The 26,964-nt window shown below is 66.2% G+C and carries 21 protein-coding genes; 8 read left to right on the plus strand and 13 right to left on the minus strand.

Annotation, left to right across the window (positions count from 1 at the left end):
- Positions 1-25: 25 nt before the first annotated feature.
- From H3H37_RS13790 to H3H37_RS13825, 8 genes are all read right to left on the minus strand, one after another.
- Entirely contained in the window at positions 26-703 is a 678-nt protein-coding gene (locus H3H37_RS13790) for a glutaredoxin family protein (RefSeq protein ID WP_182163384.1), read from the minus strand.
- 27 nt (positions 704-730) lie between these two features.
- On the minus strand, positions 731-2,815 hold the full coding sequence (locus H3H37_RS13795; protein WP_182163386.1) for a M3 family metallopeptidase: 2,085 nt from the start codon (positions 2,813-2,815) through the stop codon (positions 731-733).
- Positions 2,816-2,978: 163 nt separating this feature from the next.
- Positions 2,979-3,824: a bifunctional methylenetetrahydrofolate dehydrogenase/methenyltetrahydrofolate cyclohydrolase FolD gene (gene folD, locus H3H37_RS13800; protein WP_182163388.1), complete on the minus strand. Its 846-nt coding sequence runs from the start codon at positions 3,822-3,824 to the stop codon at positions 2,979-2,981.
- Positions 3,825-3,982: 158 nt separating this feature from the next.
- Positions 3,983-5,755 (minus strand): arsenical pump-driving ATPase, encoded by a 1,773-nt coding sequence (arsA, locus tag H3H37_RS13805; protein ID WP_182163390.1) that lies wholly within the window; start codon positions 5,753-5,755, stop codon positions 3,983-3,985.
- Positions 5,756-5,770: 15 nt separating this feature from the next.
- Positions 5,771-6,130, minus strand: coding sequence for an arsenite efflux transporter metallochaperone ArsD (arsD, locus tag H3H37_RS13810; RefSeq protein WP_182163392.1), 360 nt, complete (start codon positions 6,128-6,130; stop codon positions 5,771-5,773).
- A gap of 175 nt (positions 6,131-6,305) precedes the next feature.
- Positions 6,306-7,067, minus strand: coding sequence for an aquaporin (locus H3H37_RS13815; RefSeq protein ID WP_182163394.1), 762 nt, complete (start codon positions 7,065-7,067; stop codon positions 6,306-6,308).
- Complete coding sequence (locus tag H3H37_RS13820) at positions 7,064-7,543, minus strand: arsenate reductase ArsC (RefSeq protein ID WP_182163396.1); 480 nt, start codon at positions 7,541-7,543, stop codon at positions 7,064-7,066. The genes H3H37_RS13815 and H3H37_RS13820 overlap by 4 nt, the downstream gene beginning before the upstream one ends.
- Before the next feature lie 23 nt (positions 7,544-7,566).
- On the minus strand, positions 7,567-7,923 hold the full coding sequence (locus tag H3H37_RS13825; protein ID WP_182163398.1) for an ArsR/SmtB family transcription factor: 357 nt from the start codon (positions 7,921-7,923) through the stop codon (positions 7,567-7,569).
- 434 nt (positions 7,924-8,357) lie between these two features.
- Between H3H37_RS13825 and aceE the strand changes: the two genes are divergently transcribed.
- The 4 genes from aceE (at position 8,358) to H3H37_RS13845 (ending at position 15,182) form a co-directional block, all read left to right on the plus strand.
- On the plus strand, positions 8,358-11,054 hold the full coding sequence (aceE, locus tag H3H37_RS13830; RefSeq protein WP_182163400.1) for a pyruvate dehydrogenase (acetyl-transferring), homodimeric type: 2,697 nt from the start codon (positions 8,358-8,360) through the stop codon (positions 11,052-11,054).
- A gap of 21 nt (positions 11,055-11,075) precedes the next feature.
- Positions 11,076-12,737, plus strand: a complete 1,662-nt coding sequence (gene aceF, locus H3H37_RS13835) for a dihydrolipoyllysine-residue acetyltransferase (RefSeq protein WP_182163402.1) — start codon at positions 11,076-11,078, stop codon at positions 12,735-12,737.
- 12 nt (positions 12,738-12,749) lie between these two features.
- Complete coding sequence (lpdA, locus tag H3H37_RS13840; protein WP_182163404.1) at positions 12,750-14,537, plus strand: dihydrolipoyl dehydrogenase; 1,788 nt, start codon at positions 12,750-12,752, stop codon at positions 14,535-14,537.
- A gap of 183 nt (positions 14,538-14,720) precedes the next feature.
- Positions 14,721-15,182, plus strand: coding sequence for a cache domain-containing protein (locus H3H37_RS13845; protein WP_182163406.1), 462 nt, complete (start codon positions 14,721-14,723; stop codon positions 15,180-15,182).
- 40 nt (positions 15,183-15,222) lie between these two features.
- On the opposite strand, the gene H3H37_RS13850 is transcribed toward H3H37_RS13845, so the two are convergent.
- The 4 genes from H3H37_RS13850 to H3H37_RS13865 form a co-directional block, all read right to left on the minus strand.
- On the minus strand, positions 15,223-17,106 hold the full coding sequence (locus H3H37_RS13850; RefSeq protein ID WP_182163408.1) for a methyl-accepting chemotaxis protein: 1,884 nt from the start codon (positions 17,104-17,106) through the stop codon (positions 15,223-15,225).
- 468 nt (positions 17,107-17,574) lie between these two features.
- Positions 17,575-19,506, minus strand: a complete 1,932-nt coding sequence (locus tag H3H37_RS25865; protein WP_229218830.1) for a methyl-accepting chemotaxis protein — start codon at positions 19,504-19,506, stop codon at positions 17,575-17,577.
- 251 nt (positions 19,507-19,757) lie between these two features.
- A complete protein-coding gene (locus H3H37_RS13860; RefSeq protein ID WP_182163643.1) occupies positions 19,758-19,940 on the minus strand; it encodes a hypothetical protein in 183 nt (60 codons plus the stop codon).
- 55 nt (positions 19,941-19,995) lie between these two features.
- Positions 19,996-20,721 carry a TetR/AcrR family transcriptional regulator gene (locus H3H37_RS13865; RefSeq protein WP_182163410.1) on the minus strand — a complete coding sequence of 242 codons (726 nt, stop codon included), beginning with the start codon at positions 20,719-20,721 and terminating at the stop codon, positions 19,996-19,998.
- A 128-nt stretch (positions 20,722-20,849) separates the two neighbouring features.
- Between H3H37_RS13865 and H3H37_RS13870 the strand changes: the two genes are divergently transcribed.
- The 3 genes from H3H37_RS13870 to H3H37_RS13880 are packed head-to-tail and all read left to right on the plus strand — an operon-like array spanning position 20,850 to position 25,154.
- Positions 20,850-22,013, plus strand: a complete 1,164-nt coding sequence (locus H3H37_RS13870; protein WP_182163412.1) for an HlyD family secretion protein — start codon at positions 20,850-20,852, stop codon at positions 22,011-22,013.
- 12 nt (positions 22,014-22,025) lie between these two features.
- Entirely contained in the window at positions 22,026-23,636 is a 1,611-nt protein-coding gene (locus H3H37_RS13875; protein ID WP_182163414.1) for a DHA2 family efflux MFS transporter permease subunit, read from the plus strand.
- A gap of 45 nt (positions 23,637-23,681) precedes the next feature.
- On the plus strand, positions 23,682-25,154 hold the full coding sequence (locus H3H37_RS13880; RefSeq protein ID WP_182163416.1) for an efflux transporter outer membrane subunit: 1,473 nt from the start codon (positions 23,682-23,684) through the stop codon (positions 25,152-25,154).
- A gap of 121 nt (positions 25,155-25,275) precedes the next feature.
- Here the strand turns inward: H3H37_RS13880 and H3H37_RS13885 are convergent, their stop codons facing one another.
- Positions 25,276-26,187, minus strand: a complete 912-nt coding sequence (locus H3H37_RS13885) for a LysR family transcriptional regulator (protein ID WP_182163418.1) — start codon at positions 26,185-26,187, stop codon at positions 25,276-25,278.
- 105 nt (positions 26,188-26,292) lie between these two features.
- Between H3H37_RS13885 and H3H37_RS13890 the strand changes: the two genes are divergently transcribed.
- Complete coding sequence (locus H3H37_RS13890) at positions 26,293-26,895, plus strand: short chain dehydrogenase (protein WP_182163420.1); 603 nt, start codon at positions 26,293-26,295, stop codon at positions 26,893-26,895.
- Positions 26,896-26,964: the final 69 nt, after the last annotated feature.

The raw sequence follows: 26,964 nt of genomic DNA on the forward strand, positions 1-26,964 counted from the left end.
GGAACAGGATTGTATAGCCGCCATGCTAAAACTGAAAATCGGGCGTTGCATTGAGCGGCGGCAATTTCTTCAGCCTTGCTGCCTCGTCGGCGGTCGCCTTGGCCGCGGCGGCGGCCTGTTCCGCGGCGCTGGGCACAGGCGGCGGGGCGGCCGGCGTGGGCGCGGCCTGCCGGAAATCGGGCGGCAGCATGTTTTCCGTGGGGTAGCCTGCATCGCTGAGCAACACGTCCCAGCTGTTCTGTTCAAAGCCGACCTGCCGGGTGCGGCCCACCAGCAACAGGGGCAACTGGCCCTTGCCGCCGGCCTGGTTCAAGGCGGCGCGGTCTTCCGGCGTGTTGACGGTCTTTTCCTTGTAGGGAATGCCGCGCGCCCGCAGCATGGCGCGGGCCTGGTCGCAGATCTCGCACGGACTGGTGCTGTACAAGGTGACGGGGCGGTTGCGCGCCGCCTCGGCCAGTTGCGGCGGCAGGTCCGCTTGCGGGCCGGTTGCGAACGACTTGATCTCGACTTTGGTCTTGGCCGCTGCCTCGGGCGGCGGCGGGGCGTCGCTGTAGTGGGTGACGCCCTTGCTGTCCACCCATTTGTACATCTGCGCGGCGGCCGGGCCGGCCGCGAGCAGCAAGGACAGGGCCAGCGCGCCGGCCAGCGGCGCGGCCAGTCCGGAGGCCAGCGGGGTGGCCGGCTTGGCCAGTACGTTGCTCATGGTGCGCTCCCGGTTGGTGTCGGAGGGTCAGGCCGCCATGCCGCTGTGGCGCAGCAGCGCGTCGATGCTGGGTTCGCGGCCACGGAAGGCCGTGAACGATTCCAGTGCCGGGCGCGAACCGCCCACGGCCAGGATCTCCTGCTGGAAGCGCTTGCCCGTTTCCGAGGTCAGGTCGGCGCCGCCCAGCGCCTTGGCTTCTTCGAAGGCGGCGTAGGCGTCGGCCGACAGCACCTCGGCCCACTTGTAGCTGTAGTAGCCGGCCGCGTAACCGCCGGCGAAGATGTGGCCGAAGGCATTCTGGAAACGGTTGAAGGCGGGCGGGATGATGACGGCGAACTGGCGCCGCACGTCGTCGATCACTTGCTGCACGGTTTGCGTGCCGTTCGGGTCGTAGTCGTAGTGCAAGTGCATGTCGAGCAGCGAGAATTCCACCTGCCGCAGCGTTTGCAGGCCGGACTGGAAGTTCTTGGCCGCCAGCATCTTGTCGTACAGCGCGCGCGGCAGCGGTTCGCCCGTCTGCGCGTGGGCCGTCATGTGCTCCAGCACTTCCCATTCCCAGCAGAAGTTCTCCATGAACTGCGACGGCAGTTCGACCGCGTCCCACTCGACGCCGGAGATGCCGGACACGCCGATCTCGTCCACCAGCGTCAGCATGTGGTGCAGGCCGTGGCCGAATTCGTGGAACAGCGTGATCACTTCATCGTGCGTGAACAGCGACGGCTGTACCTTGCCATCGACCACGGCTGGCTCTGTGAAGTTGCAGGTCAGGTAGGCCACCGGCGTTTGCACGGCGCCGCCGCTGTCGATGCGGCGGCCGCGCGCGTCGTCCATCCACGCGCCGCCGCTCTTGCCGGCGCGCGCGTACAGGTCGAGGTAGAACTGGCCCACCAGCTTGCCGTGCCGCTCGATGCGGAAGAAGCGCACGTCCTTGTGCCAGGTGGTGGCCGTGTCCGGCAGGATGGTGACGGTGAACAGGTTCTGCACCAGCCGGAACAGGCCGTCGATCACCTTGTGCTCGGGGAAGTACTGCTTCACTTCCTGGGCCGAGAACGCGTAGCGGCGCTCCTGCAGTTTTTCCGAGGCGTAGGGCAGGTCCCAGGCGGCCAGTTCGGCCAGGCCCAGCTCGTCCTTGGCGAACTGGCGCAGCTCGGCCAGGTCCTGTTCCGCGAACGGACGGGCGCGCTTGGCCAGGTCTTCCAGGAAGGCGATCACCTGTTCCGGGCTTTGCGCCATCTTCGGCACCAGCGACACTTCCGCGAAGTTGCGGTAGCCGAGCAGCTTGGCTTCCTCGTCGCGCAGCTTGAGCAGGGTGACGATGTTGGCCGTGTTGTCCCACTTCTCGCGCTCGCTGAACATGCTGCCTTCGGCGGAGGCCTTGGTGGCGTTGGCGCGATACACGGTCTCGCGCAGTTCGCGCTTGTCGGCGAATTGCAGGATAGGGAAGTAGGACGGGAAGTGCAGCGAGAATGCGTAGCCGGCCTTGCCTTCCTTCTCGGCGGCGGCGCGGGCGGCCTGCTTGACGTCCTCGGGCACGCCGGACAGCTCGGCCTCGTCGGCCACCAGCAGCTTGTAGTCGTTGGTGGCGTCGAGCACGTTTTCCGAGAAGCGGGTGGAGACGGCCGCGTGTTCTTCCTGGATCGCGGCGAAACGTTCCTTCTTGTCGGCCGGCAGTTCGGCGCCGCCCATGCGGAAGTCGCGCACGGCGTTGTCGATGATGCGTTGGCGGGCCGGCGCCAGCGCGGCGAATCCGGCGCTGGCGCGCAGCGCCTTGTACTTGCCGAACAGCGCCTCGTTCTGGGCCAGCGCAGTCCAGAATTCCGTCACCTTGGGCTGGTTCTCGTTGTAGGTGGCGCGCAGTTCGGGCGTGTCGACCACGTTGTTCAGGTGGCTGACGATGCCCCAGGCGCGGCCCAGCAGCTCGGTGGTGTTCTCCAGCGGGGCCACGAAGCTGTCCCAGCTCACGGCGCCCGTGTCCGCTTCCAGTTGGGCCACCACGGCGCGGCAGCGTTCCAGCAAGTCGGCGATGGCCGGCGTAACGTGCTCGGGCTTGATCGCGTCGAAGCGGGGCAGGCCGCTAAAGTCCAGCAGGGGATTGAGGGCGTCGGTGGTCATGGTCGTTCCAGTGTGGTGGTTCGGTATCGTCCCCGCCGGTGGCGGGGCTCCATACCGGGCGTGTCGCTGGCACACGGGCGGCACGCCGGGTATGGGTTCCCGCCTGCGCGGGAACGACGTCCTGCTGACTGGGGCGTCCGGCGGGCGCCCCAGTCTGTTTTTCTTACAGGCGCTCGGCCGCTTCCACCGTGTTCATCAGCAGCATGGTGATGGTCATCGGACCCACGCCGCCCGGCACTGGCGTGATGTGCGACGCCACTTCCTTGACGCCGGCGAAATCGACGTCGCCGCACAGCTTGCCCGCGTCGTCGCGGTTCATGCCCACGTCGATCACGATGGCGCCGGGCTTGACCATGTCGGCCGTCAGCGTGTTGCGGCGGCCCACGGCGGCCACCACCACGTCGGCCTGGCGGGTATGCACGCCCAGGTCCGGCGTCGCGCTATGGCAGATGGTGACGGTGGCGTTGGCTTGCAAGAGCAGCAGGCCCATCGGCTTGCCGACGGTGTTGCTGCGGCCGATCACGACGGCGTGCTTGCCGCGCAGGTCGACGCCGGTCGATTCGATCAGCTTCATGCAGCCGTAAGGCGTGCAGGGACGGAAGCCTTCCAGGCCGGTCATCAGTTCGCCGGCGCTGAGCACCGAGTAGCCGTCCACGTCCTTGGTGGTGGAGATGGCTTCGATCACCTTGTGCGGGTTGATGTGCTTGGGCAGCGGCATTTGCACCAGGATGCCGTGGATGGCCGGGTCGGCGTTGAGCTTGGCGATGCGGGCCAGCAGGGCGGCCTCGGACAGGTCGGCCTCGTACTTTTCCAGCACCGAGTGGAAGCCCACGTCGCCGCAAGCCTTGACCTTGTTGCGCACGTAGACCTGGCTGGCCGGGTCTTCGCCGACCAGGATCACGGCCAGGCCGGGCTGCTTGCCCTTGGCGGTCAGCGCGGCGGCGCGCGCGGCGATTTCACCACGCAGTTTTTGGGAGAGGGCGATTCCGTCGATCAGTTGTGCAGGCATGATTTTGGCAATTGGAGGGAAAAACACGATTATAAAGCCGGGCGGGGGTGGGCGACGAGTCCGCGCGGTTTGGCGGACACGCCGGTGGGCGCCTGCACGCGCCCACCGGCAGGCCACGCCCCGGTTTTTCAGCCTGTTTCAGCCCGTCTCAGCCTGTCTCAGCCGTTTCCGTGCTCGGGATGCGCCAGCTCGCGCAGGCGCGCCACGCCGACCGGCTCCTGTTGCAGCAGGGGAACCACCGCGTACCGCTGGGCGTGCCGGTTGGCCACGGCGTCGATTTCCCGCAGCTCGTTGTGGGCGCGCTGGCGCAGCAGCGCCGAGCTGGGGCGGGTGGCCGCCACGCTGCTGTTGATGACCCACGCCCATGGCTCGATGCCGGCGCGGCGCAGGTCCGCCTGCAGGTTGGCCGCCTCCAGCACCGGCGTGGTTTCGGCCAGGGTGACCAGCAGCACCTTGGTCTGGCGCGTGTCCTGCAACTGCATCATCGGCGTGGTGTAGTGCAGGCCGGTGCTGCCCATCTGGCGCGTCACTTCGCGGTGGTAGGCGCCGGTGGCATCCAGCAGCAACAGCGTGTGCCCGGTGGGCGCGGTGTCCATCACGACGAACTGTTTGCCCGCCTCGCGGATGACGCGGGAAAACGCCTGGAACACGGCGATTTCTTCCGTGCAGGGCGAGCGCAAGTCCTCCTCCAGCAGCGCCCGCCCCTGGGCGTCGAGCTGGGCGCCCTTGGTGTCGAGCACGTGCTGGCGGTAGCGCGCCGTTTCCGCGTGCGGGTCGATGCGGCTGACCGTCAGGTTGGGCAGCGACCCTTCCAGCGTTTCCGCCAGGTGCGCGGCGGGGTCGGAGGTGGTCAGGTGCACGGGCAGGCCGCGGTGCGCCAGTTCCACGGCCACGGCGGCCGCCAGCGTGGTCTTGCCGACGCCGCCTTTACCCATGAGCATGACCAGGCCATGCCCGTCCACGGCGATGTCGTCGACCAGCGAGGCCAGGCTGGGGGCATCGAGCCGGTCCGGCAGTTCGACGGCGCAGGCCGTCTGCGGCCCGGCGCTGGCGACCAGCAGGTGGCGCAGGGCGTCCAGTCCCACCAGGTTGAACGGCTTCAGCGCGATCTGGTCACGCGGCAAGCTTTGTAGCACGTCCGGCATGGCGGCCAGCGCCGCCTGCTCGCGCTGCACGATCGCGGCGGCGAGCCCGTCGTGTTCCGCCTCGCCCGCCGGCAGCACGCCATTGATGACGAGGTATTGTTGCGACAGCCCGATGGCGGCCAGCTCCTCGTGGGTGCGGGCCACTTCGCGCAGGGTGGCCCGTTGCGCGCGCGCGACCAGCACCAGGCGGGTGCGCTGCGGATCGGCCAGCGCGTCCACGGCGGCCTTGTACTGGGCGCGCTGCTTGTCCAGCCCGGCCAGCGGCCCGAGACAAGAGGCGTCGCCTTTGCCTTCCTCCAGGAAACCGCTCCATGCGCCGGGCAGTTGCAGCAGGCGGATGGTATGGCCGGTGGGGGCGGTGTCGAAAATGATGTGTTCATAACCGGCCGTCAGGGCCGGATCGGTCAGCAAGGCGGTGAATTCATCGAAGGCGGCGATTTCCGTGGTGCAGGCGCCCGACAATTGTTCCTCGATGCCTTTGACCACACTCTCGGGCAGCACATTGCGCACCGGGCCGACGATGCGGTCACGATAGGCCTGGGCCGCCGCTTGCGGGTCGATCTCGATGGCCCACAAATTGTGCACCGCGGGGATCGCCTTGATTTGGTTACCAATGGTTTCCCCGAATACTTGCCCCACGTTCGATGCGGGGTCCGTGCTCACCAGCAGCACGCGTTTACCGGCGGCGGCCAGTTGCACGGCCGTGGCGCAAGCGATGGAGGTCTTGCCGACTCCGCCCTTGCCGGTGAAGAAGAGGTGGCGTGGCGCTTGTTCGAGGAAGTGCATGGGCGCTCCCTCCGCTTAGCAGCAGCGGCCGCCGGAGCAGCAAGCGCTTTGCGCCGGCGCTGCGTCAGCCGCGCCAATGCCGGCCCAGCGGCCCAGTTCGGTCCGGTTCGGGTAGCGGCCGGCCAGCGCCACTTCGCCATCGACCAGGATCAAGGGCAGTGCCTCCGCGCCGGAGCGTTCCAGGAAGGCCTTGACGGTCGGGTTCTCGGCGAACGCCATTGGTTGTTGCGACAGGTTGAAGCGCTCCAGTTGCGCGCCATTCGTCTTGGCCCAGTCCACATCGGCGGCGAAGCGCACCAGCGCCTGGTCGACTTCCACGCCGCACACGCCGCTGCTGCAGCACAGGGCGGGGTCAAAAATCTGTATGGTTGCCATGATTGATCCTTTCAAGGTCGTGCGTTTGAATAAGTCAGGCCGTCAGCATCCCGATCTTTCCCGATACGGGCCGGTTCCAGCCTGAGTTTAGCTTTATCGTGCTGCAATTCATACCGCGCCAGCGCAAGGCAGGGGCCAAAAGCTGGCCCGGTACCGGGCAGGGAGGGCAGCGTCGTCATTGCTCCGTTCTGGCTGGAACGGAGCGCCGGGCGACGTTGCCGGACGTTGCCGTGTTTGCGACCGCCGCATCGACGGGCACTGCGTCCGCGATTGCCGCTGCGGCGGGCGCCGGGTACAACCAGCGGAACAGCAGCGCCGCGGCGGCGCCACCCAGCAGCTGCGCCGCGATGAAGCCCGGGGCGTCGGCCGGACGAATACCGGCGAACGTGTTGCTGGCGGCGCGGGCCAGGGTCACGGCCGGATTGGCAAACGAGGTGGACGCCGTGAACCAGTAGGCCGAAGTGATATAGGCCGCGACCGCGAACGGCGTGGCGGCCGGACGGCTGCGCGACGTGCCGATGATGACGGCGATCAGCCCGAACGTCGCTACGCATTCGCTCCACCACTGGCTGGCGCCCGTGCGCACGTGTTCCGATGCGAAGAACAACGGCGCGTCGAACATGGCGTGCGCGGCCGCCACGCCGGCAAACGCGCCGGTCACCTGCACCGCGATATAGGGCAGCACGTCGCGTCGCGGCAGATTGCCCAGCCATGCTTCAGAGAGCGTCACGACCGGATTGAAGTGGGCGCCCGACATGGCGCCGAACATCAGGATCAGCGCCACCAGCCCGGCCCCGGTGGCGATGGTGTTGGCCAGCAGGGCGATGGCGACGTTGCCGCCCGCCAGTCGCTCGGCCATGATGCCGGAACCGACCACGACGGCCAGCAGCATGGCCGTGCCCAGTCCCTCGGCCACGAGACGGCGTGCGACGCTCATGGCGCGATCCGTCCGATGCGGTCCAGCTCGGCTTTCAGGCGGGCGTGGTCCGTCTTCAGTTGCGCCAGCGGCAGCGCCAGGAAGGCTTCGATGCGCGCGCGCAGCGTGCGGTAGGCTTGCTGGAACGCGGCATCGATTTGTGCGTCTGTGCCGGTGGCGTGGGCCGGATCGTCCACGCCCCAGTGCGCGCGCAACACCGGGCCCAGGTAGGCCGGGCAGGTTTCGCCGGCCGCGTTGCCGCACACGCTGATCACGATGTCGGGCGTGACGGGCAGGTTATCCCACGATTTGCTGAAATAGCCTTCGGTCGCAATGCCTTCACGCTGCAGCAGCGCGATCGAGCGCGGATGCACAAAACCGGCGGGCTTGCTGCCGGCGCTGATGGCGCGCCAGCCTGCCGGCGCCAGGTGGTTGAAGGTGGCCTCGGCCAGGATGGAGCGGCACGAATTGCCGGTGCATAGCATCAGGACGTTCACGAAATTCCTCTGGAAATCAACGGTTATTGTGGGGTGAGGGACTGCGCCGGGCCGCATCCGGCCGGTACGCATGGCGCCACGGCTGGCGAACAGCTTTGGCCGGCGCAGCAGTTCTCGGTCAGGAAGGAAACCAGGCCGTTCATGGTGTCGAAATTGGCGCTGTAGATGACGAAGCGGCCCTCCTGGCGGCCAACGACGAGCTTGGCATGGCTCAGTTCCTTCAGGTGGAACGACAGTGACGAGGGCGCGATATCGAGTTGCTCGCCTATCTTGGATGCCGCCAGCCCGTCTGGGCCCACCTGCACCAGCAGGCGGAACACGGCCAGCCGGCTTTCCTGGGCGATGGCCGCCAACGCGGCCAGAACGTCTTGGGTTTCCATCAGATTGCTTTCATAGTTCAAGAATCATTGAAATATCATAGCGCCGTCGGCACGACATAGCAAATATTGTTGAAGAACTGATGCTCCCTCTGTGTTGGGCTGCTCTCCAGTGCAGCCTGATGCCATTAGTCCTCGCGGCCATGTCTGTCAAGTGCTGACTATACAACCCACGATTTCTCTCTTCTCCCTGTAGTGACGGGCATTCTTGTCGCATTTCCGGCGATCTCCCGGCCGGCGCGCATGCTGCAACGCAGCACCTGTGGTGGTAAAAAACGACAGCGCATTTCACATTATAAAAACTCATATCGCTATTTGAAAAAGCGTGGAAGTGCTGTTAGAATCTACCCACTAAATTGTCGTATTGGTAAATAATCAGCGCAGTACCGTCCGCCGGCGATCCCTGGATCAAGGCATTCACACAGGAGACTTCATACATGTCAGCTCAACTTGACCAGGTAACGGCGCTCACCGCCATCGACCCTGATTCGCAGGAAACGAAAGAATGGCTTGATGCACTGGAAGCGGTGCTCGAACAAGAGGGTCCGGATCGCGCGCATTACCTGATGGAGCGCCTGGTGGACCTGGCGCGCCGCCGCGGCGCCCACATCCCGTTCTCCAGCAACACGGCCTATGTGAACACCATTCCGCAGCACCAGGAAGCCCATTGCCCCGGTAACCTGGAACTGGAAGAGCGCCTGCGCTCGTACATGCGCTGGAACGCGATGGCGATGGTGGTCAAGGCCAACCGCGCCGACGGCGACCTGGGCGGCCACCTGTCGAGCTTCGCCTCGCTGGCCAACATGCTGGGCATCGGCTTCAACCACTTCTGGAAAGCCCCGAGCGACACCCACGGCGGCGATCTGCTGTACATCCAGGGTCACTCCTCGCCCGGCATCTACGCGCGCGCCTTCCTGGAAGGCCGCCTGACCGAAGAACAGCTGCTGAACTTCCGCCGCGAAGTGGACGGCAAGGGCCTGTCCTCGTACCCGCACCCGAAACTGATGCCGAAGTTCTGGCAGTTCCCCACCGTGTCCATGGGCCTGGGCCCGCTGATGGCCATCTACCAGGCGCGCTTCCTGAAGTACCTGCACGCGCGCTCGATCGCCGACACGGCCGAGCGTAAGGTGTGGGCCTTCTGCGGCGACGGCGAGATGGATGAACCGGAATCGATGGGCGCCATCGGCATGGCCGCGCGCGAACAGCTGGACAACCTGGTCATCGTCGTCAACTGCAACCTGCAGCGCCTGGACGGTCCGGTGCGCGGCAACGGCAAGATCATCCAGGAACTGGAAGCGGACTTCCGCGGCGCCGGCTGGAACGTGGTCAAGGTCATCTGGGGCCCGGGCTGGGACGAGCTGCTGGCCCGCGACAAGGACGGCATCCTGCAGCGCGTGATGATGGAAACCGTGGACGGCGAATACCAGAACTACAAGGCCAAGGATGGCGCCTACGTGCGCAAGCACTTCTTCGGCAAGCATCCGAAGCTGCTGGAAATGGTCGCCAACATGACCGACGACGACATCTGGCGCCTGACCCGTGGTGGCCACGATCCGCACAAGATCTACGCCGCCTTCAAGGTCGCGCAGGAACACAAGGGCCAGCCGACCGTGATCCTGGTGAAGACCGTCAAGGGCTTCGGCATGGGCAAGTCGGGCGAGGCGCGCAACACGGCGCACCAGACCAAGAAACTGGACGACGCGGCCATCCGCGAAATGCGCGATCGCTTCGCGCTGCCTATCCCGGACGACAAGCTGGCCGAGATCCCGTTCTTCAAGCCGGCCGACGATTCGCCGGAAATGAAATACCTGCACGAGCGCCGCGCCGCGCTGGGCGGCTACCTGCCGCAGCGCCGCGAGAAGGCCGAGGAAGCCCTGCCGGTGCCGGCGCTGTCCACGTTCCAGAACGTGCTGGACGCGACCCCGGAAGGCCGTGAAATCTCGACCACCCAAGCCTACGTGCGTATCATCACCTCGCTGCTGAAAGACCCTAACCTGGGCCAGCGCGTGGTGCCTATCCTGGTCGACGAATCGCGTACCTTCGGCATGGAAGGTCTGTTCCGCCAGATCGGTATCTTCAACCAGCAAGGGCAGTTGTACGAGCCGGTCGACAAGGACCAGGTGATGTACTACCGCGAGGACAAGGCCGGCCAGATCCTGCAAGAGGGTATCAACGAAGCGGGCGGCATGAGCTCGTGGATCGCGGCGGCCACGTCGTACTCCACCAACAACCGCGTGATGGTGCCGTTCTACACCTTCTACTCGATGTTCGGCATGCAGCGTATCGGCGACCTGGCCTGGGCGGCCGGCGACATGCGCGCCCGCGGCTTCCTGATGGCCGGTACGGCCGGCCGCACCACGCTGAACGGCGAAGGCTTGCAGCACGAAGATGGCCACAGCCACATCATCGCGGCCACCATCCCGAACTGCGTGCCTTACGATCCGACCTTCTCGCATGAAGTGGCGGTCATCATCCAGGACGGCCTGCGCCGCATGGTGGCGGAACAGGAAGACGTGTTCTACTACATCACCATCATGAACGAGAACTACTCGCACCCTGGCCTGAAGGCTGGCCAGGAAGCGGGCATCCTGAAGGGCATGTACCTGCTGCAGGAAGGCGACAAGGCCGCCAAGCAGCGCGTGCAGCTGATCGGCTCGGGCACCATCCTGCGCGAATCGATCTTCGCCGCCGAACTGCTGAAGAACGACTGGAACATCGCCGCCGACGTGTGGTCCGCTCCGTCGCTGACGCTGGTGGCCCGCGAAGGCCAGGATTGCGAGCGCTGGAACCTGGTCAACCCGGGCAAGACGCAGCGCGTGCCGTACGCCACCGAATGCCTGCAAGGCACCGAAGGCCCGATCATCGCCACCACCGACTACATGCGCGCCTTCGCGGAGCAGATCCGCGCCTACGTGCCGAAGAACCGCACCTACCGCGTGCTGGGCACGGACGGTTTCGGCCGCTCCGACAGCCGCGCCAAGCTGCGTGAATTCTTCGAGGTGAACCGTTACTACATCACGGTCGCCGCGCTGAAGTCGCTGAGCGAAGAAGGCAAGATCGACGTGTCCGTGGTGGAGCAGGCGATCGCCAAGTATGGCATCGACGCCAACAAGCCAAATCCGGTGACCCAATAAACAGAATACGGAGCAAACGCTATGAGCATTGTGGAAGTCAAAGTCCCGGATATCGGCGATTTCAAGGAAGTCGAAGTCATTGAATTGATGGTCAAGGTGGGCGACACGATCAAGGTCGACCAGTCCCTGGTGACCGTGGAATCGGACAAGGCCAGCATGGAGATCCCCTCCAGCCAGGCCGGCGTGATCAAGGAGATCAAGGTCAAGGTGGGCGACAAGGTGGCGGAAGGTTCGCTGCTGTTGCTGGTGGAAGCCGACGGCGCCGCCGCCGCACCCGCACCGGCTGCCGCCGCCGCACCAGCACCGGCGCCTGCCGCCGCTGCCCCAGCGCCTGCCGCAGCACCTGCCGCGCCAGCCGCATCGGCCGGCCCGGTCGAGGTGAAGGTGCCCGACATCGGTGACTTCAAGGAAGTGGAAGTGATCGAAGTGATGGTCAAGGTTGGCGATACGGTCAAGGTGGACCAGTCGCTGATCACCGTTGAATCGGACAAGGCCAGCATGGAAATCCCGTCCAGCCACGCCGGCGTGGTCAAGGAAATCAAGGTCAAGGTGGGCGACAAGGTCGCTGAAGGTTCGCTGGTGCTGGTGGTCGAGGCAACCGGTGGCGCCGCTGCACCTGCCGCAGCAGCCGCGCCTGCCGCAGCAGCCGCACCCGCTGCCGCCAGCGCGCCTGCCGCTGCTGCCGCTGCTCCTGCCGCCGCCGCTGCACCAGCCGCTTCGGCCGGCTCGGTGGTGACGGGCAAGCTGTCGCACGCTTCGCCGTCGATCCGCAAGTTCGCCCGCGAACTGGGCGTGGACCTGGGCCTGGTGCCCGGCACCGGCCCCAAAGGCCGCATCACCCAGGCCGACGTGCAGGGCTACGTCAAGGGTGTGATGGCTGGTACCGTGGCCGCGCCAGCCGGCGCCGCCAAGCCTGCCGCCGGCGGCACCGGCGTGGGCCTGGACCTGCTGCCATGGCCGTCGCTGGACTTCAGCAAGTTCGGCGCCACCGAACTGCTGCCGCTGTCGCGCATCAAGAAGATCAGCGGTCCTAACCTGCACCGCAACTGGGTGATGATCCCGCACGTGACGCAGTTCGACGAAGCCGACGTGACCGACCTGGAAGCATTCCGCGTCGAGTCCAACGCTGCCAACGCCAAGAACAAGGATGCCGCCAAGCTGACCATGCTGGCGTTCGTGATCAAGGCCTCCGTCGCCGCGCTGAAGAAGTTCCCGGCCTTTAACGCCTCGTTGGACGAGAAGGGCGAGAACCTGATCCTCAAGCAGTACTACAACATCGGCTTCGCGGCCGACACCCCGAACGGCCTGGTGGTCCCCGTGATCAAGGACGCCGACAAGAAGGGCGTGGCGCAGATCGCCAAGGAAATGGGCGAACTGTCGGCACAGGCGCGCGAAGGCAAGCTCAAACCGACCGACATGCAGGGCGCCAGCTTCACCATCTCGTCGCTGGGCGGCATCGGCGGCACGCACTTCACGCCTATCGTGAACGCGCCGGAAGTGGCGATCCTGGGCCTGTCCAAGGCCTCGATCAAGCCGGTGTGGGATGGCAAGGCCTTCCAGCCGCGCCTGATGATGGGCACCTCGCTGTCCTACGACCACCGCGTGATCGACGGCGCCATGGGTGCACGCTTCGCCGTGTACCTGGGCGAAGTGCTGGCCGACATGCGCAAAATTCTGCTGTAAGGGGAGCGATCTATGAGCACTGTGGAAGTGAAAGTACCGAACATCGGCGACTTCAAGGACGTGGAAGTGATCGAGGTGATGGTCAAGGTGGGCGATACCATCAAGGTCGACCAGTCGCTGGCGACGGTGGAGTCGGACAAGGCCAGCATGGAGATCCCTTCGACCCACGCCGGCGTGGTCAAGGAACTCAAGGTCAAGGCGGGCGACAAGGTCAATGAAGGCAGCCTGCTGCTGATCGTGGAAGCGAGCGGCGCTGCCGCCGCGCCTGCGGCAGCGGCCCCGGCACCTGCTGCGGCCGCACCGGCCCCGGCGCCTGCCCCGGCACCGAGCGCCACCCCGGCCGTGGCGCCGATCGGCGGCAGCTACACCGGCGCCGTCGACATCGACTGCGACATGATGGTGCTGGGCGGCGGTCCTGGCGGCTACTCGGCCGCCTTCCGCGCGGCCGACCTGGGCCTGAACACGGTCATCGTCGAGCGTTACGAAACGCTGGGCGGCGTGTGCCTGAACGTCGGTTGCATCCCGTCGAAAGCGCTGCTGCACGTGGCCTCCGTGATCGACGAGACGGCCCACATGGCCAAGACCGGCGTCACCTTCGCCAAGCCCACCATCGACATCGACCAGGTGCGTGCATACAAGGAAGGCGTGATCAAGAACATGACCGGCGGCCTGGCCGGCATGGCCAAGGCACGCAAAACGCAGGTTGTGGTCGGCGTCGGCCAGTTCCTGAGCGCGAACCATATCGAAGTGACCGCCAAGGATGGCAGTAAGAAGGTGGTGCAGTTCAAGCAGGCCATCATCGCCGCCGGTTCCTCGGTGGTGAAGCTGCCGTTCGTGCCGGAAGATCCGCGCATCGTCGATTCGACCGGCGCGCTGGAACTGCGCCAGATCCCGAAACGCATGCTGGTCATCGGCGGCGGCATCATCGGCCTGGAAATGGCGACCGTCTACTCGACGTTCGGTGCGCGCATCGACGTGGTCGAAATGATGGATGGCCTGATGCAGGGCGCCGACCGCGACGCGGTCAAGGTCTGGCAGAAGTACAACGAAGCGCGCTTCGACAACATCATGACCAAGACCAAGACGGTCGCGGTGGAAGCGCTGCCCGAAGGGATCAAGGTCACCTTCGAGGCCGCCGAGGCAGGCGCCACGGCGCCCGCGCCGCAGCTGTACGACCTGGTGCTGGTGGCCGTGGGCCGCAGCCCGAACGGCAAGAAGATCGCCGCCGACAAGGCTGGCGTGGTGGTGACCGACCGCGGCTTCATTCCGGTCGACAGCCAGATGCGCACCAACGTGCCGAACATTTTCGCCATCGGCGACCTGGTGGGCCAGCCCATGCTGGCGCACAAGGCGGTGCATGAGGCGCACGTGGCGGCCGAAGCGGCCGTGGGCCAGAAGTCGCACTTCGACGTCAAGGTCATTCCATCGGTGGCCTATACCGATCCGGAAGTGGCATGGGCCGGCATCACGGAAGACGAAGCCAAGGCCAAGGGCATCAAGGTCGAGAAGGGCCATTTCCCGTGGGCCGCGAGCGGCCGCGCCGTGGCCAATGGCCGCGCCGAAGGCTTCACCAAGCTGCTGTTCGACGCCGAGACCCACCGCATCATCGGCGGCACCATGGTCGGCACCCACGCCGGCGACATGATCGGCGAGATCGCGCTGGCCATCGAGATGGGTTGCGACGGCACCGACATCGGCAAGACCATCCACCCGCACCCGACGCTGGGCGAATCGATCGGTATGGCCGCTGAAGTGTACGAAGGCAGCTGCACCGACCTGCCGCCGCCGCGCAAGCGCTAAGGCTGACGCCGGGGTCAGGTCATGAAGTCACGCAACTTGCATGACTTCATGACCTGACCCCGGTTTTTTTTTCTGGCGAATCCGTATTTCTACGGACGACAGGCAGGCGGTTTTCTCCGATACTGCACGCAGTAGCCTGCGGGCTGCCACGAAGACTAATCAGTCCAATTACGGAGACAACGTATGAAAGCCCTGTTGAGCTGCGCCATCCTCGGCGCGTCCTTATGCGCGCTGGCGCCCGCCGGCGCCACCGAGAAAGGTACGGCGGCCGAAGCCGTCGCCATGACCCAGAAAGCGGTCGCCTACATCAAGGACCATGGCAAGGAGAAGGCATTCGCTGAATTCGCCAATCCGGCCAACACCACGTTCCATGACCGCGACCTGTACGTCTACGTGTACGACATGAAGGGCGTGTCCGTGGCCCACGGCGTCAATCCCAAGATGGTCGGTCGCAACCTGCTGGAGCTGCGCGACGGCGAAGGCAAGTACATCGTCAAGAGTTTCATCGACGTGGCCAGTTCGCCGGCCGGCAAGGGCTGGGTCGAATACAAGTGGCCCAACCCGATCACTAAGCAGGTCGACCTGAAGGCCGGCTACGTCGAGCGCAGCGGCGACCTGATCGTCGGCTCCGGCATCTACAAGTAAGGGCAGTAAGGGCGGCCCGCTGCGGCGCGCCCTGCCGCCACTAGAACTCTTCCCACTCGTCGGCCGGCGTGCCTGGCACCTTGCTGGCTGTCTTGGCCGGCTTGGCCGCCAGTTGCGGTGCGGGCGCGCGCGGCACCGGCTTGAGCACGGGACGCGGACGGGCCGCCGCGACGGGCGGGGCGGCCGGCGCGGGCGCTCTGGCCGGCGCCAGCGCGGGCCGCGCCGCTGTTGCGTGCCCTGCGTGCCCTGCGTGCGCGCCACCCGGTACGTGGAAGATGCTCACGGCATGGGCCAGCGCCTGCGCCTGTTCCTGCAGGCTCTCGGCCGCCGCCGCAGCCTGCTCCACCAGCGCCGCGTTCTGCTGGGTGATGGTGTCCATCTGCGTGATGGCCGCGTTCACTTCCGTGATGCCGGTACTCTGCTCCTGGCTGGCGGCCGTGATCTCGACCAGGATGTCGGCCACCTGGCGCACCGATTGCACGATCTGGTCCATGGTCTGGCCGGCGTCGTTCACCAGCTTGCTGCCCGTGTCCACCCGTTCCACGGAATCGTTGATCAGCGCCTTGATTTCCTTGGCCGCCGCCGCGCTGCGCTGGGCCAGGTTGCGCACTTCCGATGCCACCACGGCGAAGCCCCGTCCCTGTTCGCCAGCCCGCGCCGCTTCCACGGCCGCGTTCAGTGCCAGGATGTTGGTCTGGAACGCGATGCCGTCGATCACGCCGATGATGTCGACGATCTTGCCGGAACTGTCCTTGATGGCGCCCATCGTCTGCACCACCTGTGCCACCACTTCGCCGCCCTGGGCCGCCACCGTGGAGGCGCTGGCGGCCAGTTCGTTGGCCTGGCGCGCATGGCCGGCGTTCTGTGTCACTGTGCCCGTCAGCGCTTCCATTGAACTGGCCGTCTCCTCCAGCGAACTGGCTTGCGACTCGGTGCGGGCCGACAGGTCGGCGTTGCCCAGCGCGATTTCATGGGTGGCCGTGGTCATCTCGTCGGTGCTGCTGCGGATGTCGCCTATCATGCGCGCCAGGTTGTTGTTGATGGTGTCCATGGCCCGCATCAGCAGGCCCACCTCGTCGTTGTCGTGCGCTTCGATGTGGCCCGTCAGGTCGCCGGCCGCGATCATTTCCGCGCAGCCCACGGCGCTGCGGATGCTGTCGCGGATGTGGCGGTACACGAAATACAGGCCCACCAGCGTGGCGGCCACCGACAGTACCAGCAGGCTGATGGCCAGCAGGTAGGCATGGCGCGCGCCGGCCGCCGCCGCTTCCACCGCCTCGCCCGTGCGCTGGTCGAGGATGGTGAGGAATTCATTCACCGGCTGCATGATCTTGGCCTTGTTCTTGTGGTATTCCTCGTCGTGCATGATGCGGCGCGCCATCTCCAGGTCCGGCTCGCCCTTCTTGGTGAACTTGCCGGTGCCGTCGTCGAACAAGCCTTTGACGGCGTTCATGGCGATCACCTCGGTCTTGACCAGGCCGTCGGAATTGGCTTGCGCCTGTTTCAGTTTGGCGAATTCCGTGTCCGTGAAACCGGCCTTTTTCATCAGCTCGGCCAGCGCCACCGTCTCGCCGTCGGGCGTGGGCTTGGGCATGCCGGCCGCGATGAAGTCCCAGTAGATGCGCTCGTAGTGCTGGGGCCTGGGCTTGGCGCCGTTGCGGATGGCCAGGATGTCCATGTATTGCTGCTCGTAGCGCGGATCGCCCGATACCACGTAGGTGCGCGCCAGGCGGGTCAGGTCGTCCGAGCTCTGGCGCAGTTCGTCGGCCAGCAGGTAGGAGTGGTAGCGCGCTTCGCTGGCCCTGGTCGATTCGGCCTGGCGCGACGCGATCTGGAACAAGGCCCACAGGCTGAGGGCCGACAGGGTGAGGGTAAAGAGGAAGAACCCGGCGAAAATCTGCTTGATGGACAATCTGCTGCGCATGATGCTCTCCTGATGAAGCGCGGGCCTGGTCCGGCAGCGCCCGTGGCTGCCGTTCACTGCGGCCCGTGTTGTTGCTGATGTGCGTGACGTGTGACCGGCGCCGGGGCCGCGCAGGGGCGGCCGCAGCCGCACCGCGCAGGCGCCGCGGTGGCCGGTGGTATTTCATTTCAGGTTGGGGGAGGCTGGGTCAGGCCGGGATCAGTGCGTCGATCCCGGGCATGGCTGGCAGCGTTCATCGTCGCCGATCAGGCGGGTGCGGTAAAAGACACATAGGCATCTCCTTCCGATCAGGGAGCTGGCAGGTTCAATCCTGGCAGGCGCCAGGAGATCGTGACTATCACTTTTATACTCTCAAACTTGACGGCATTCAACACAAGTTTTCCTGTGGCTTGGCCCGCCCGCCACACCCGCAGGGCGGGCAAGCGGGCGCCGTGTCGTTTTTTTGGGCTGCGCCCCAGGCCCCAGGCGTCAGGCCGCCCGCAGCGCGTTGGGCCTCCCCTGCGACGCCTGTGCCACCTGCGCCACCTTGAAGAACGACATGGTCTGATGCAGCTCCTCGGCCTGGCTGCTCATCTCCTCGGCCGTGGACGCCAGTTCCTCGGAGCTGGCCGAATTCTGCTGGGTGCTCTGGCTCAACTGGTTGATGGCCACGTTGATCTGCCGTACCCCCGAGGTCTGTTCGGCCGAGGCCAGCGTGATCTGCTGCACCAGCCGGGACGTCTTGCTGATGTTGGGCACCATCTGGTTGAGCAGGCCGCCGGCCCGTTCCGCCAGCGCCACGCTGCCGCTGGCGACCGACTCGATCTCCTGGGCCGCCACCTGGCTGCGTTCGGCCAGCTTGCGCACCTCGGCCGCCACCACCGCGAAGCCTTTGCCGTGCGCGCCCGCGCGGGCCGCCTCGATGGCCGCGTTCAGGGCCAGCAGGTTGGTCTGGTAGGCGATATCGTCGATGATGGCGATCTTGTTGGCGATCTGCTGCATCGCTTGCACGGTCGAGCGCACGGCTTCGCCGCCTTCGCCGGCCTCGCTGGCCGCGCGCGCCGCGATATCGTCGGTGACGCGGGCGTTCTCCGTGTTCTGGGCGATCGAGGCCGTCATTTGTTCCACCGAGGCGCTGGTCTGCTCGACGCCGGCCGCCTGCTCGCTGGTGGACTGCGACAGCAACTGGGCCGTGCTGCTGACCTGGTTGGAGGCGTTGGCCAGCGCCTCGGCCCCGCCGCGCACTTCGGCCACCACGGCCGACAGCCGTTCAACCATCGTCTTCAGGCAATAGACGATGCTGTTGCGGTCGTTCTGCCGGACCTGGATGTTGGCGCGCAGGTCGCCGCCGGCCACCTGGGCCAGCATATCGGCCACATAGGCCGGCTCGCCGCCCAGCTGGCGGATCAGGCTGACACTGATGGCCCAGCCCGCGAACGCGGCCAGCAGGGCGATGCCGGCCACCGACCCGGCCAGCAGGTTGCGGGTGCTGCGCAGCCTGGCGACGCGGGCCGCCACCAACTGGTCGAGCTGGCCCTTGGCGTGGAAGGCGGTCTTGAATTGCTGGTCGATGGTGCGCGTCATGAGGTCCAGGTATTCGGCCGCCGGCAGTGTCAGCGTGTCGGCCGCCGCCACCTTGGTGCGGGTCACGGCGATGGCGTTGGCGGCCATGGTGCTGGCGTCCGTCGCGTCCTGGTCCAGCGCCTGGCGCAGCGCGCCGTTGGCCGCGTAGGCCTTGCCCAGCGTGCGGCCAGCCAGGTTGGAATACAGCTCGCTTTGCGCCATCAGGCTGTACAGCGTGGAGCGGCCTTCCGTGTCGATCTGGCGCGCGGCCAGGTGGCTGGTGGCCTTGGCGCGGGTACGGCCCAGGTATTCCGTCTCCTGGGGCAAGTCGAAATACGCGGCCCGCATCAGGTAATAGGTGTCGGCGTCCGGGTCCAGCGACAGGCCGTAGTGGTCGGCCACCTGTTCGATCAGCAGCAGCAGGCGGTCGGACTGGGCCGCGTGGCGTTGCAGGCTTTCCGCTGGCGTGATGGTGCGCGCGGCCACGCCTTTGGCCAGGCTGTCCCAGGCTTCGCGGACAGCGCCCAGCGCGGCGTCGATGTCGCGGCTGCTGCCCTTGAGCGATTTGGCGACGGCGGCCAGCGCCACGTTCACTTCCGCTTCCTTGGCGGCGCGCTCGCTGGCCAGCTGGCCGTTGCCCAGGTAGGCGGCCGACAGGCCCCGGTGTTGCTGGGTCTTCTGCAGCAGCGTCAGCGCGGCGCTGCCGGGTGTGAGGCCATCCTGCTCGGTGCTGGAAAAGGCGATGTCCTTGTTGGCGCCTTCCAGGTACAGGTAGAGCGGCGGCGCCACGAGCAGGATGCCGATGATGCCCAGCAGGGCGAATCGTTGCCACAAGCGCATGCGCTGCAGGAAAAGCATGGTCGTCCTTTCGTGGTGGATGGCTGTCCATGGACCGCAGGACGGCCGGTGGGTTGCGGCGAATGTTACTTTTATACGCTCATATTTGACGGTCTTCAATACAACCTTGGCGTGGTGTTCGACTGGTTGAAGCCATGGTCGGGGCGGGGACGCAAAGACGGGTCTTGCTGTTGCTTTTTATGCGCAAGCGGCGGATGCGCCCGTGCCGGGCGGCACGGGGCGGTGGGGTGTTGATGTGGTGTGGGGGAGCTTTAGCTGGCGATGAACTGGGCGGGGATTTCGATGCCGCCGTTGCGGGCCGCCTCGGCATAGGCGCGCAGCTCGGCGATGGCGGCCTCCAGTTGTTCCTGGTCGGGGTTGGCCTGGAATCCCTTGATGCGCTCGTTCAACTGCGCCACCTGCCTGCTCCATTCAAGACGATTCGACTTGCTCATGCTGTCTCCTGTTAGTAAAGAGATAGTATGGCGCAAATCGCAAGGTTTTGCAGCGTCAGTCGCGCGCGGGGCCGCGTACGCCGTTGAGGAACAGGTCCAGCCCTTGCGCCACGCGGCGCTGGTTTTCCTCGGCCGTGGGTGGCGTGTCGGCAGCGAACAGCACGCGGCTCAGCTGGTCGCCGAGCAGGCAGTTAATCAGGTGCACGGCCAGCGCCTCGTGCGGCACCTGGGTGCGCAGCTGGGCCTTGATTTCGGGGCGGGCGAAAAAGCGCGACAGTTGTTCGCGCGTCTGCTGCGGGCCGGCCTGGTTGAAGGTGATGGCCAGTTCCGGCGTGGTGTGGGCTTCGGCGATCACCATGCGGTGCAGCTTGACGAAGGCGGGCGCCGACACCAGGCCCAGGAAACGCAGCCCGAAATCGGCCAGCACTTCCTCCATGGGGCGGGTGTCCGTGTCCATGCTGCTCATGCCGGCGAAGAAGCGGGCCCGGCCCTCGGCGATGACGGCGTTCAGCAAGCCGGCCTTGCCGCCGAACTTGACGTAGATGGTGCGCACGGCCACGTGGGCCTCGCGGGCGATCATTTCCAGGCTGACCTTGCTGTAGCCCTTTTCCAGGAACAGGCAGGCGGCCGTCTGCAGCAGGCTATCGAGCCGGGCCTGCTTGTCGGCCGCGCGCGGGCGGCCGGCGCTCTTGCCGGGGCACTGATGGTCGGAGGCGTCGTTGGCGGCGCGGTCGAGCTGGACGCTGTCCGGTTCCAGGGCGGTGGGGGCGGAAATCTTCATGGGACGCAATGGTAGTCGATGGCGATAATGTAGTCCAAATTAAAATGAAATGCAATCGTTTCATTTCTTGACTTTGCCCAAAACTTGACCAATAATGCACCTACCCAATTTCATTTCCGGAGCGTTCCATGTCCAACCTGCACACCGAAGCAGAACAAAAAGTGCTCAACGCCGTACCCGGCGCAAACTCGGGCGTGACCCCTGGCGCAACGCCGGCCGCTCCCCAGCCCAACCGCCGCGTGCTGGTGGTGGCTGGCCTGGTGGCCTTGGCCGCGCTGGCCGCCGGCGGCCGCATGTGGTATCGCAGCCATTATTTCGTCGAGACGGAAAACGCCTATGTGACGGGCCATGTGCATCCGGTGTCGTCGCGCATTTCTGGCGTTGTCACGCGTGTGATGATCGAAGATAACCAGCTGGTGCACGAAGGCGACGTGATCGCCGAGCTGGATCCGGCCGACCAGCGCGTCAAGGTCGAGCAGATCGAGGCCCAGATCGCCACCACCGAACAGCAGGTGGGCCAGTCCGACGCCCAGATCGCCCAGGTGCAGGCCCAGGCCAGCGCCGCCGCCGCCCAGGTGGCCCAGTCGGAAGCCCAGCTGGTGCGCGCCAAGCAGGACGCTGAGCGTTTCGGCCAGCTGTATAACAGCCAGATGAAGGCCGTCTCCAAGGCCGAGCTGGACGCGGCCAACGCCGGCCGTGCCAGCGCCGTGGCCGACCTGGCCGCGCGCCGCGACAGCGCCGCCGCCGCCAAGGCCAACATCGGCGCCGCCACGGCCGCGCGCGACGTGCTCAAGGCCCAGATCAAGGTGCTGCGCGTGCAGCTCAAGGACGCCCAGCAACAACTGGCCTACAACCAGATCGTGGCGCCCGTCACGGGCCGCATCGGCAAGCGCGCCGTGGAAGTGGGGCAGCGCGTGCAGCCCGGCCAGCAGCTGACGGCCATCGTGCAGGACAACGTGTGGGTGACGGCCAACTTCAAGGAAACCCAATTGGCCGACCTGCGCGCCGGCCAGCCCGTGAAGGTGACGATCGACGCCATCCCCGGCAAGACCCTGGAGGGCCAGGTGGAGAGCTTCTCGCCGGCCTCGGGCGCCCAGTTCGCGCTGCTGCCGGCCGATAACGCGACCGGCAACTTCACCAAGATCGTGCAGCGCGTGCCGGTCAAGATCGTGTTCAAGCCGGAGGACGTGAAAGCCCTGAGCGGCCGCCTGGTGCCCGGCATGTCGGCCCTGGCCGAAGTGGAAGTGAACCGCGGCGAAGCTGCCGCCACCGCCAAAGTGGCGCAGAAGTAAGGAGCGCCGGTCATGACGAGCAGCACCCAAACCCTGCCGCCCGGCGCCAAGCCGCTGGGCCCGCCCATGGTGGGCGAACACGTCTCGGCGCGCACCTGGATGGCCGTGGCCGCCGGCATGCTGGGGGCCTTCATGGCCGTGCTCGACATCCAGATCACCAACTCCTCGCTCAAGGACATCCTGGGCACCCTGTCGGCCACGCAGGAAGAAGGCTCGTGGATCTCCACCGCCTACCTGGTGGCGGAAATCATCATCATCCCCATGACGGCGCTGATGGCGCGCGTGTTCGGCATGCGCGCCTACATGATGGGCACCACGGCGCTGTTCCTGGTGTTCTCCACGCTGTGCGGCTCGGCCTGGAACCTGCCCAGCATGATCGGCTTCCGCATGCTGCAAGGCTTCACCGGGGGCGCCCTGATCCCGATGGCCATGACGCTGGTGATGGCCAAGCTGCCCGCCTCCAAGCGCGCCACCGGCATGGCCATCTTCGGCCTGACGGCCACGCTGGCGCCCTCCATGGGCCCCACGCTGGGCGGCTACCTGAGCGAACTGTATGGCTGGCCTTCTATCTTCTACATCAACTGGGTGCCCGGCCTGCTGCTGATCGCCGGCATCTCGTATGGCCTGGACCGCGAACCGGTCAAACTCGACCAACTGTTCAACGCCGACTGGCTGGGCATCGCCTTCATGGCACTGGGCCTGGGCAGCCTGACCGTGTTCCTGGAAGAGGGCAACTCCAAGGATTGGTTCGACTCGGCCTTCATCGTCACCTTCGCCGCGCTGGCCATCGTCGGCCTGCTGGGCTGGGTCGTCACCAGCACCATGCGCGCCCAGCCCTTCGTCAACCTGGGCCTGTACGGCCAGCGCAACTTCGTGGCTGCCACCGCGCTGTCGGCCTGCATGGGCATGGGCCTGTACGGCTCCTCGTTCCTGCTGCCGCTGTACCTGGGCCAGATTGCCGGCTACTCGCCGATGCAGATCGGTGAAGTGATCATGTGGGCTGGCTTGCCGCAGTTGTTCATCATGCCGTTTGTGGCCAAGCTGTCGATCAAGGTGGACAACCGCATCCTGTGCACCTTCGGCCTGCTGCTGTTCGGCGGCTCCTGCCTGATGAACGCCTACATGGACGCCACCACCGGCTACGACCAGTTGCTGATCTCGCAGATCGTGCGCGCCGCCGGCCAGCCCTTCGTGATGCTGACGCTGTCGAACTTCGCCATGAATGGCATCGCGCCCAAGGACACGCCGTCCGCGTCGAGCCTGATCAACATGACCCGCAACCTGGGCGGCTCGATCGGCATCGCGCTGCTGGCCACGGCCCTGAGCGCCCGCGAGCACTTCCATTCGCAGCGCCTGGGTGAAGCCGTGAACAGCTTCTCCAGCGCCACCCAGCTGCGCCTGGACCAGCTGACCCAATCGTTCGTGGCCAAGGGCATCGATGCCAATACGGCCTCCGACATGGCGCTCAAGGCGGTCGATTCGATCGTGCGGCGCGAGGCCTATGTGATGGCCTACAACGACGGCTTCTTCCTGGTCGGCGCGGTGCTGATCGGCTGCATCTTCGTGCTGTGGTTCTCCGACAAGGTCAAAGCCCCGTCCAGCGGTGGCGGCGGCGCGCATTGATTCCACAAAAAATAATACTATTTATACTGATTTCGAGGTAATGCCATGTACACAGCATTCAAACGCCTGACCCTGGCCGCATCCGTGGCGCTGGCCGTGACCGGCTGCGCCACCGTGGGCAGCGACTTCGCCGCGCCGAAGAACGTGGCCGACGCCAGCTTCCGCCACCAGGCGCCTGGCGCCGCCAGCGAGGCGCATCTGCCGGCCCAGTGGTGGACCGTGTTCGGCGACGCCACGCTGGACCGCCTGGAACAGACGGCATTGCGCGACAACCCCAGCGTGAAGGCGGCCGGCCAGCGCCTGCTGCAAGTGCAGGCGCAGTCGGACGTGACGCGCGCCAACCAGTCGCCATCCGTCAACCTGAGCACCTCGGCCGCCAACTCGCGCACCTCGGCCGAAACGTCGCAGGCGCTGGCGCTGGGCGGCCGCGCCATCAAGGGCAACCAGTACACGGTGGGCGCGTCGATGTCGTATGAAGTGGACTTGCTGGGCCGCGTGCGCCGCCTGGTGGAAGCATCCGACGCGCAAGCGCTGGCGGCCGAAGCGGACCGCGACGGCGTGCTGTTGCTGCTGTCCTCGCAAGTGGCCACCACCTACTGGCAACTGCGCGGCCTGGACGCCGAAATGGCGATCCTGAAGGGCGCGCTTGATACGCGCCGCGAGACGGAGGAACTGGTCACGGCCCGCTTCGACGCCGGCCTGTCGAATGAACTGGATGTGTCGCGCGCCCGCATCGAGCGCGCCAACGCCCAGGCCGACTTGCATGAAGTGCAGCGCCAGCGCAACCTGCTCGAACACAGCCTGGCCACGCTGGTGGGTGCCTCGCCGTCGGCCATGCGGTTGCCGGCGGCCGACAATGCCGGCGCGTTGCCGCAGCCGCCCGCCATTCCCGTCGGCCTGCCTGCCAGCCTGCTGGCCCAGCGTCCCGACCTGGCTGGCAGCGTGGCCAGCCTGCGGGCGGCGAACGCCCAGATCGGCGTGGCCGAAGGCGCGTTCTATCCTTCGCTGTCCTTGACCAGCAATTTCGGCTTCGCATCCGAAAGCCTGCGCGAACTGTCGAAGGGCGGCGCGCGCCAGTTCAGTGTCGGCCCGCTGGCGTTGTCGCTGCCCATTTTCGACGGCGGCCGCAACAAGGCCAATCTGGCCGTGGCCAAGGCCCGCTACGAGGAAGCCGTCGCCAACCACGAAGGCAAGCTGCTGACGGCCCTGCGCGAAGTGGAAGACGCGCTGTCGGACGCCGAACAGCGCCAGTTGCAGGGCCAGGCGCAATCGGCCTCGCAAGTGGCCGCTGCGCGCGCCTACCTGGTGGCGCGCGCCCGCTACGAGCGCGGCGTGTCGACCTACCTGGACGTGACGGACGCCCAGCGCAGCGCGCTGGCGGCCGACCGCGCCGCTGTGCAGATCAACACCCAGCGCCTGCTGGCCACCGTGAACGTGGCGCGCGCGCTGGGCGCAGGCTGGCAGCCTTCGCCGGCCCTGGCGGCCGTGTCCACCGGCGCGGCCAGGACGGCGCAATAAGTCTCTGCGATAAGCAGGGCAATACGCTGCGCAACAAGTAGCCCAATACCTTGCGCAATACTTTGCCCGATAAGCGGCGCAATCAGCCTGCAGCGAGCGGCCCGGCCGCTCCCTGTTGTCCCTAGGCGGAAGAGGCCAGCGGCAAGCGTGCCGCTGGCCCGAAGCGTTCCAGCATGAAGTCAACGAAGGTGGTCAGCTTGGGCGTGGGTTGGCGGTCGCGCGGATAGACCAGATGCATGGGCCGCGCCTGCGGCACGTAATCCTCCAGTATCGTCACCAGCCGTCCGGCCGCGATGTCCTGCGCCAGCAGCACTTCGGCCTGCATCACGATGCCAAAGCCGTGCAACGCGGCCGTGCGCAGCGCCTGGCCGTTGTTGGCCCGGAAGCGGCTGGGCGGAATGGCGTTGGCGCCCTGGACGCCGCGCAGCCGCCAGCGCATGGCGTGCGGCCAGTGCATAAAGTCCAGGCATTCGTGCTGCGCCAGTTCGTCCGGCGTGCGCGGCGTGCCGCGCTGCGCCAGGTAGCCGGGGGCGGCGCAGATCACCATCGCATACGGGAACAGGGGGCGCGCCACCATGGTCGAATCCTCCAGTTTGCCGATGCGCACGGCCAGGTCGTAGCCTTCCTCCACCAGGTCCACCATGCGGTCGTTCAGGCTCAGGTCCACGCTCACGTCCGGATGCAGGGTCAGATAGTCCGTCACGGCGGGACTCAGCCATTCCGCGCCGAACGAGACGGGCGCCGTGATCTTGAGCAGGCCGCGCGCGCCCGCGCGCATGGCGGCGGCGCCCGTTTCGGCCGCCTCGATCTGGGCCAGGATGGCGCGGCATTGTTCCGCGTATTGTTGACCGATCTCCGTCAGGCTCTGGCGCCGCGTGGTGCGCGTGAGCAGGCGCGCGCCCAGCGTTTCCTCAAGGTGGGCGATGTGCTTGCCCACCATGACGGACGAGAGCCGGAAACGGGCGGCGACGGCTGTGAAGCTGCCGGCATCCACCACGGCGACAAAAATGGCCATGCTGCGCAGTTTATCCATTGATTGCTAACTGTGATTTAGGAATGATCTAAATCCTAGCCCATTTATTCCTTTTTTGCTTGGCGAGATACTGCTCGCACTCACCAACCAGACAGGAGTCACAACATGAAAGTAGTCGTTATCGGTGCCGCCGGCACCATCGGCAAGGCCGTCGTGGAACAACTGGGCCAGCGTCACGACATCATCACCGTCGGCAGCAGCAGCGGCCAGCACCAGGCCGACATCGCGGACATTGCCCAGGTGCGCCGGCTGTTCGAGCAGGTCGGTAAGGTGGACGCCGTGGTGGTAGCCGCCGGCGCGCTGCGCCTGGTGCCGTTCGCCGATATCACGCCCGAGGAATTCCGCGTGGGCGTGGACAGCAAGTTGATGGGGCAGGTCAACGTGGCCATGGTGGCCCAGCACTACCTGAACGATGGCGGTTCGATCACGCTCACCAGCGGCATCATCGGCGAGCGGCCGCTGATCCGCCACGCCAGCAGCGCGGCCGCCGTCAACTGCGCGCTGGGCGGCTTTGTGCGCGGCGCCGCCGTCGATTTGCAGCGGGGTTTGCGCATCAATCTGGTCAGCCCCACCGTGCTGGAAGAATCGATGCCCGCGTACGGTCCGTTCTTTGTCGGCTTCGAGCCGGTCAAAGCCAGCCGTGTGGCGCTCGCTTACGCGCGCAGCGTCGATGGCGCCGAGACGGGGCAGGAATACCGCGTCTGGTAAGCGCGGCGGCGGGAAGCAGGGGGAACGCAGAAGGTGAAACGCCGGGTGAAATGCAGGGGTGAAACTTAA

Source organism: Rugamonas brunnea, from assembly GCF_014042345.1.
GTDB classification, from domain to species: domain Bacteria; phylum Pseudomonadota; class Gammaproteobacteria; order Burkholderiales; family Burkholderiaceae_D; genus Rugamonas; species Rugamonas brunnea.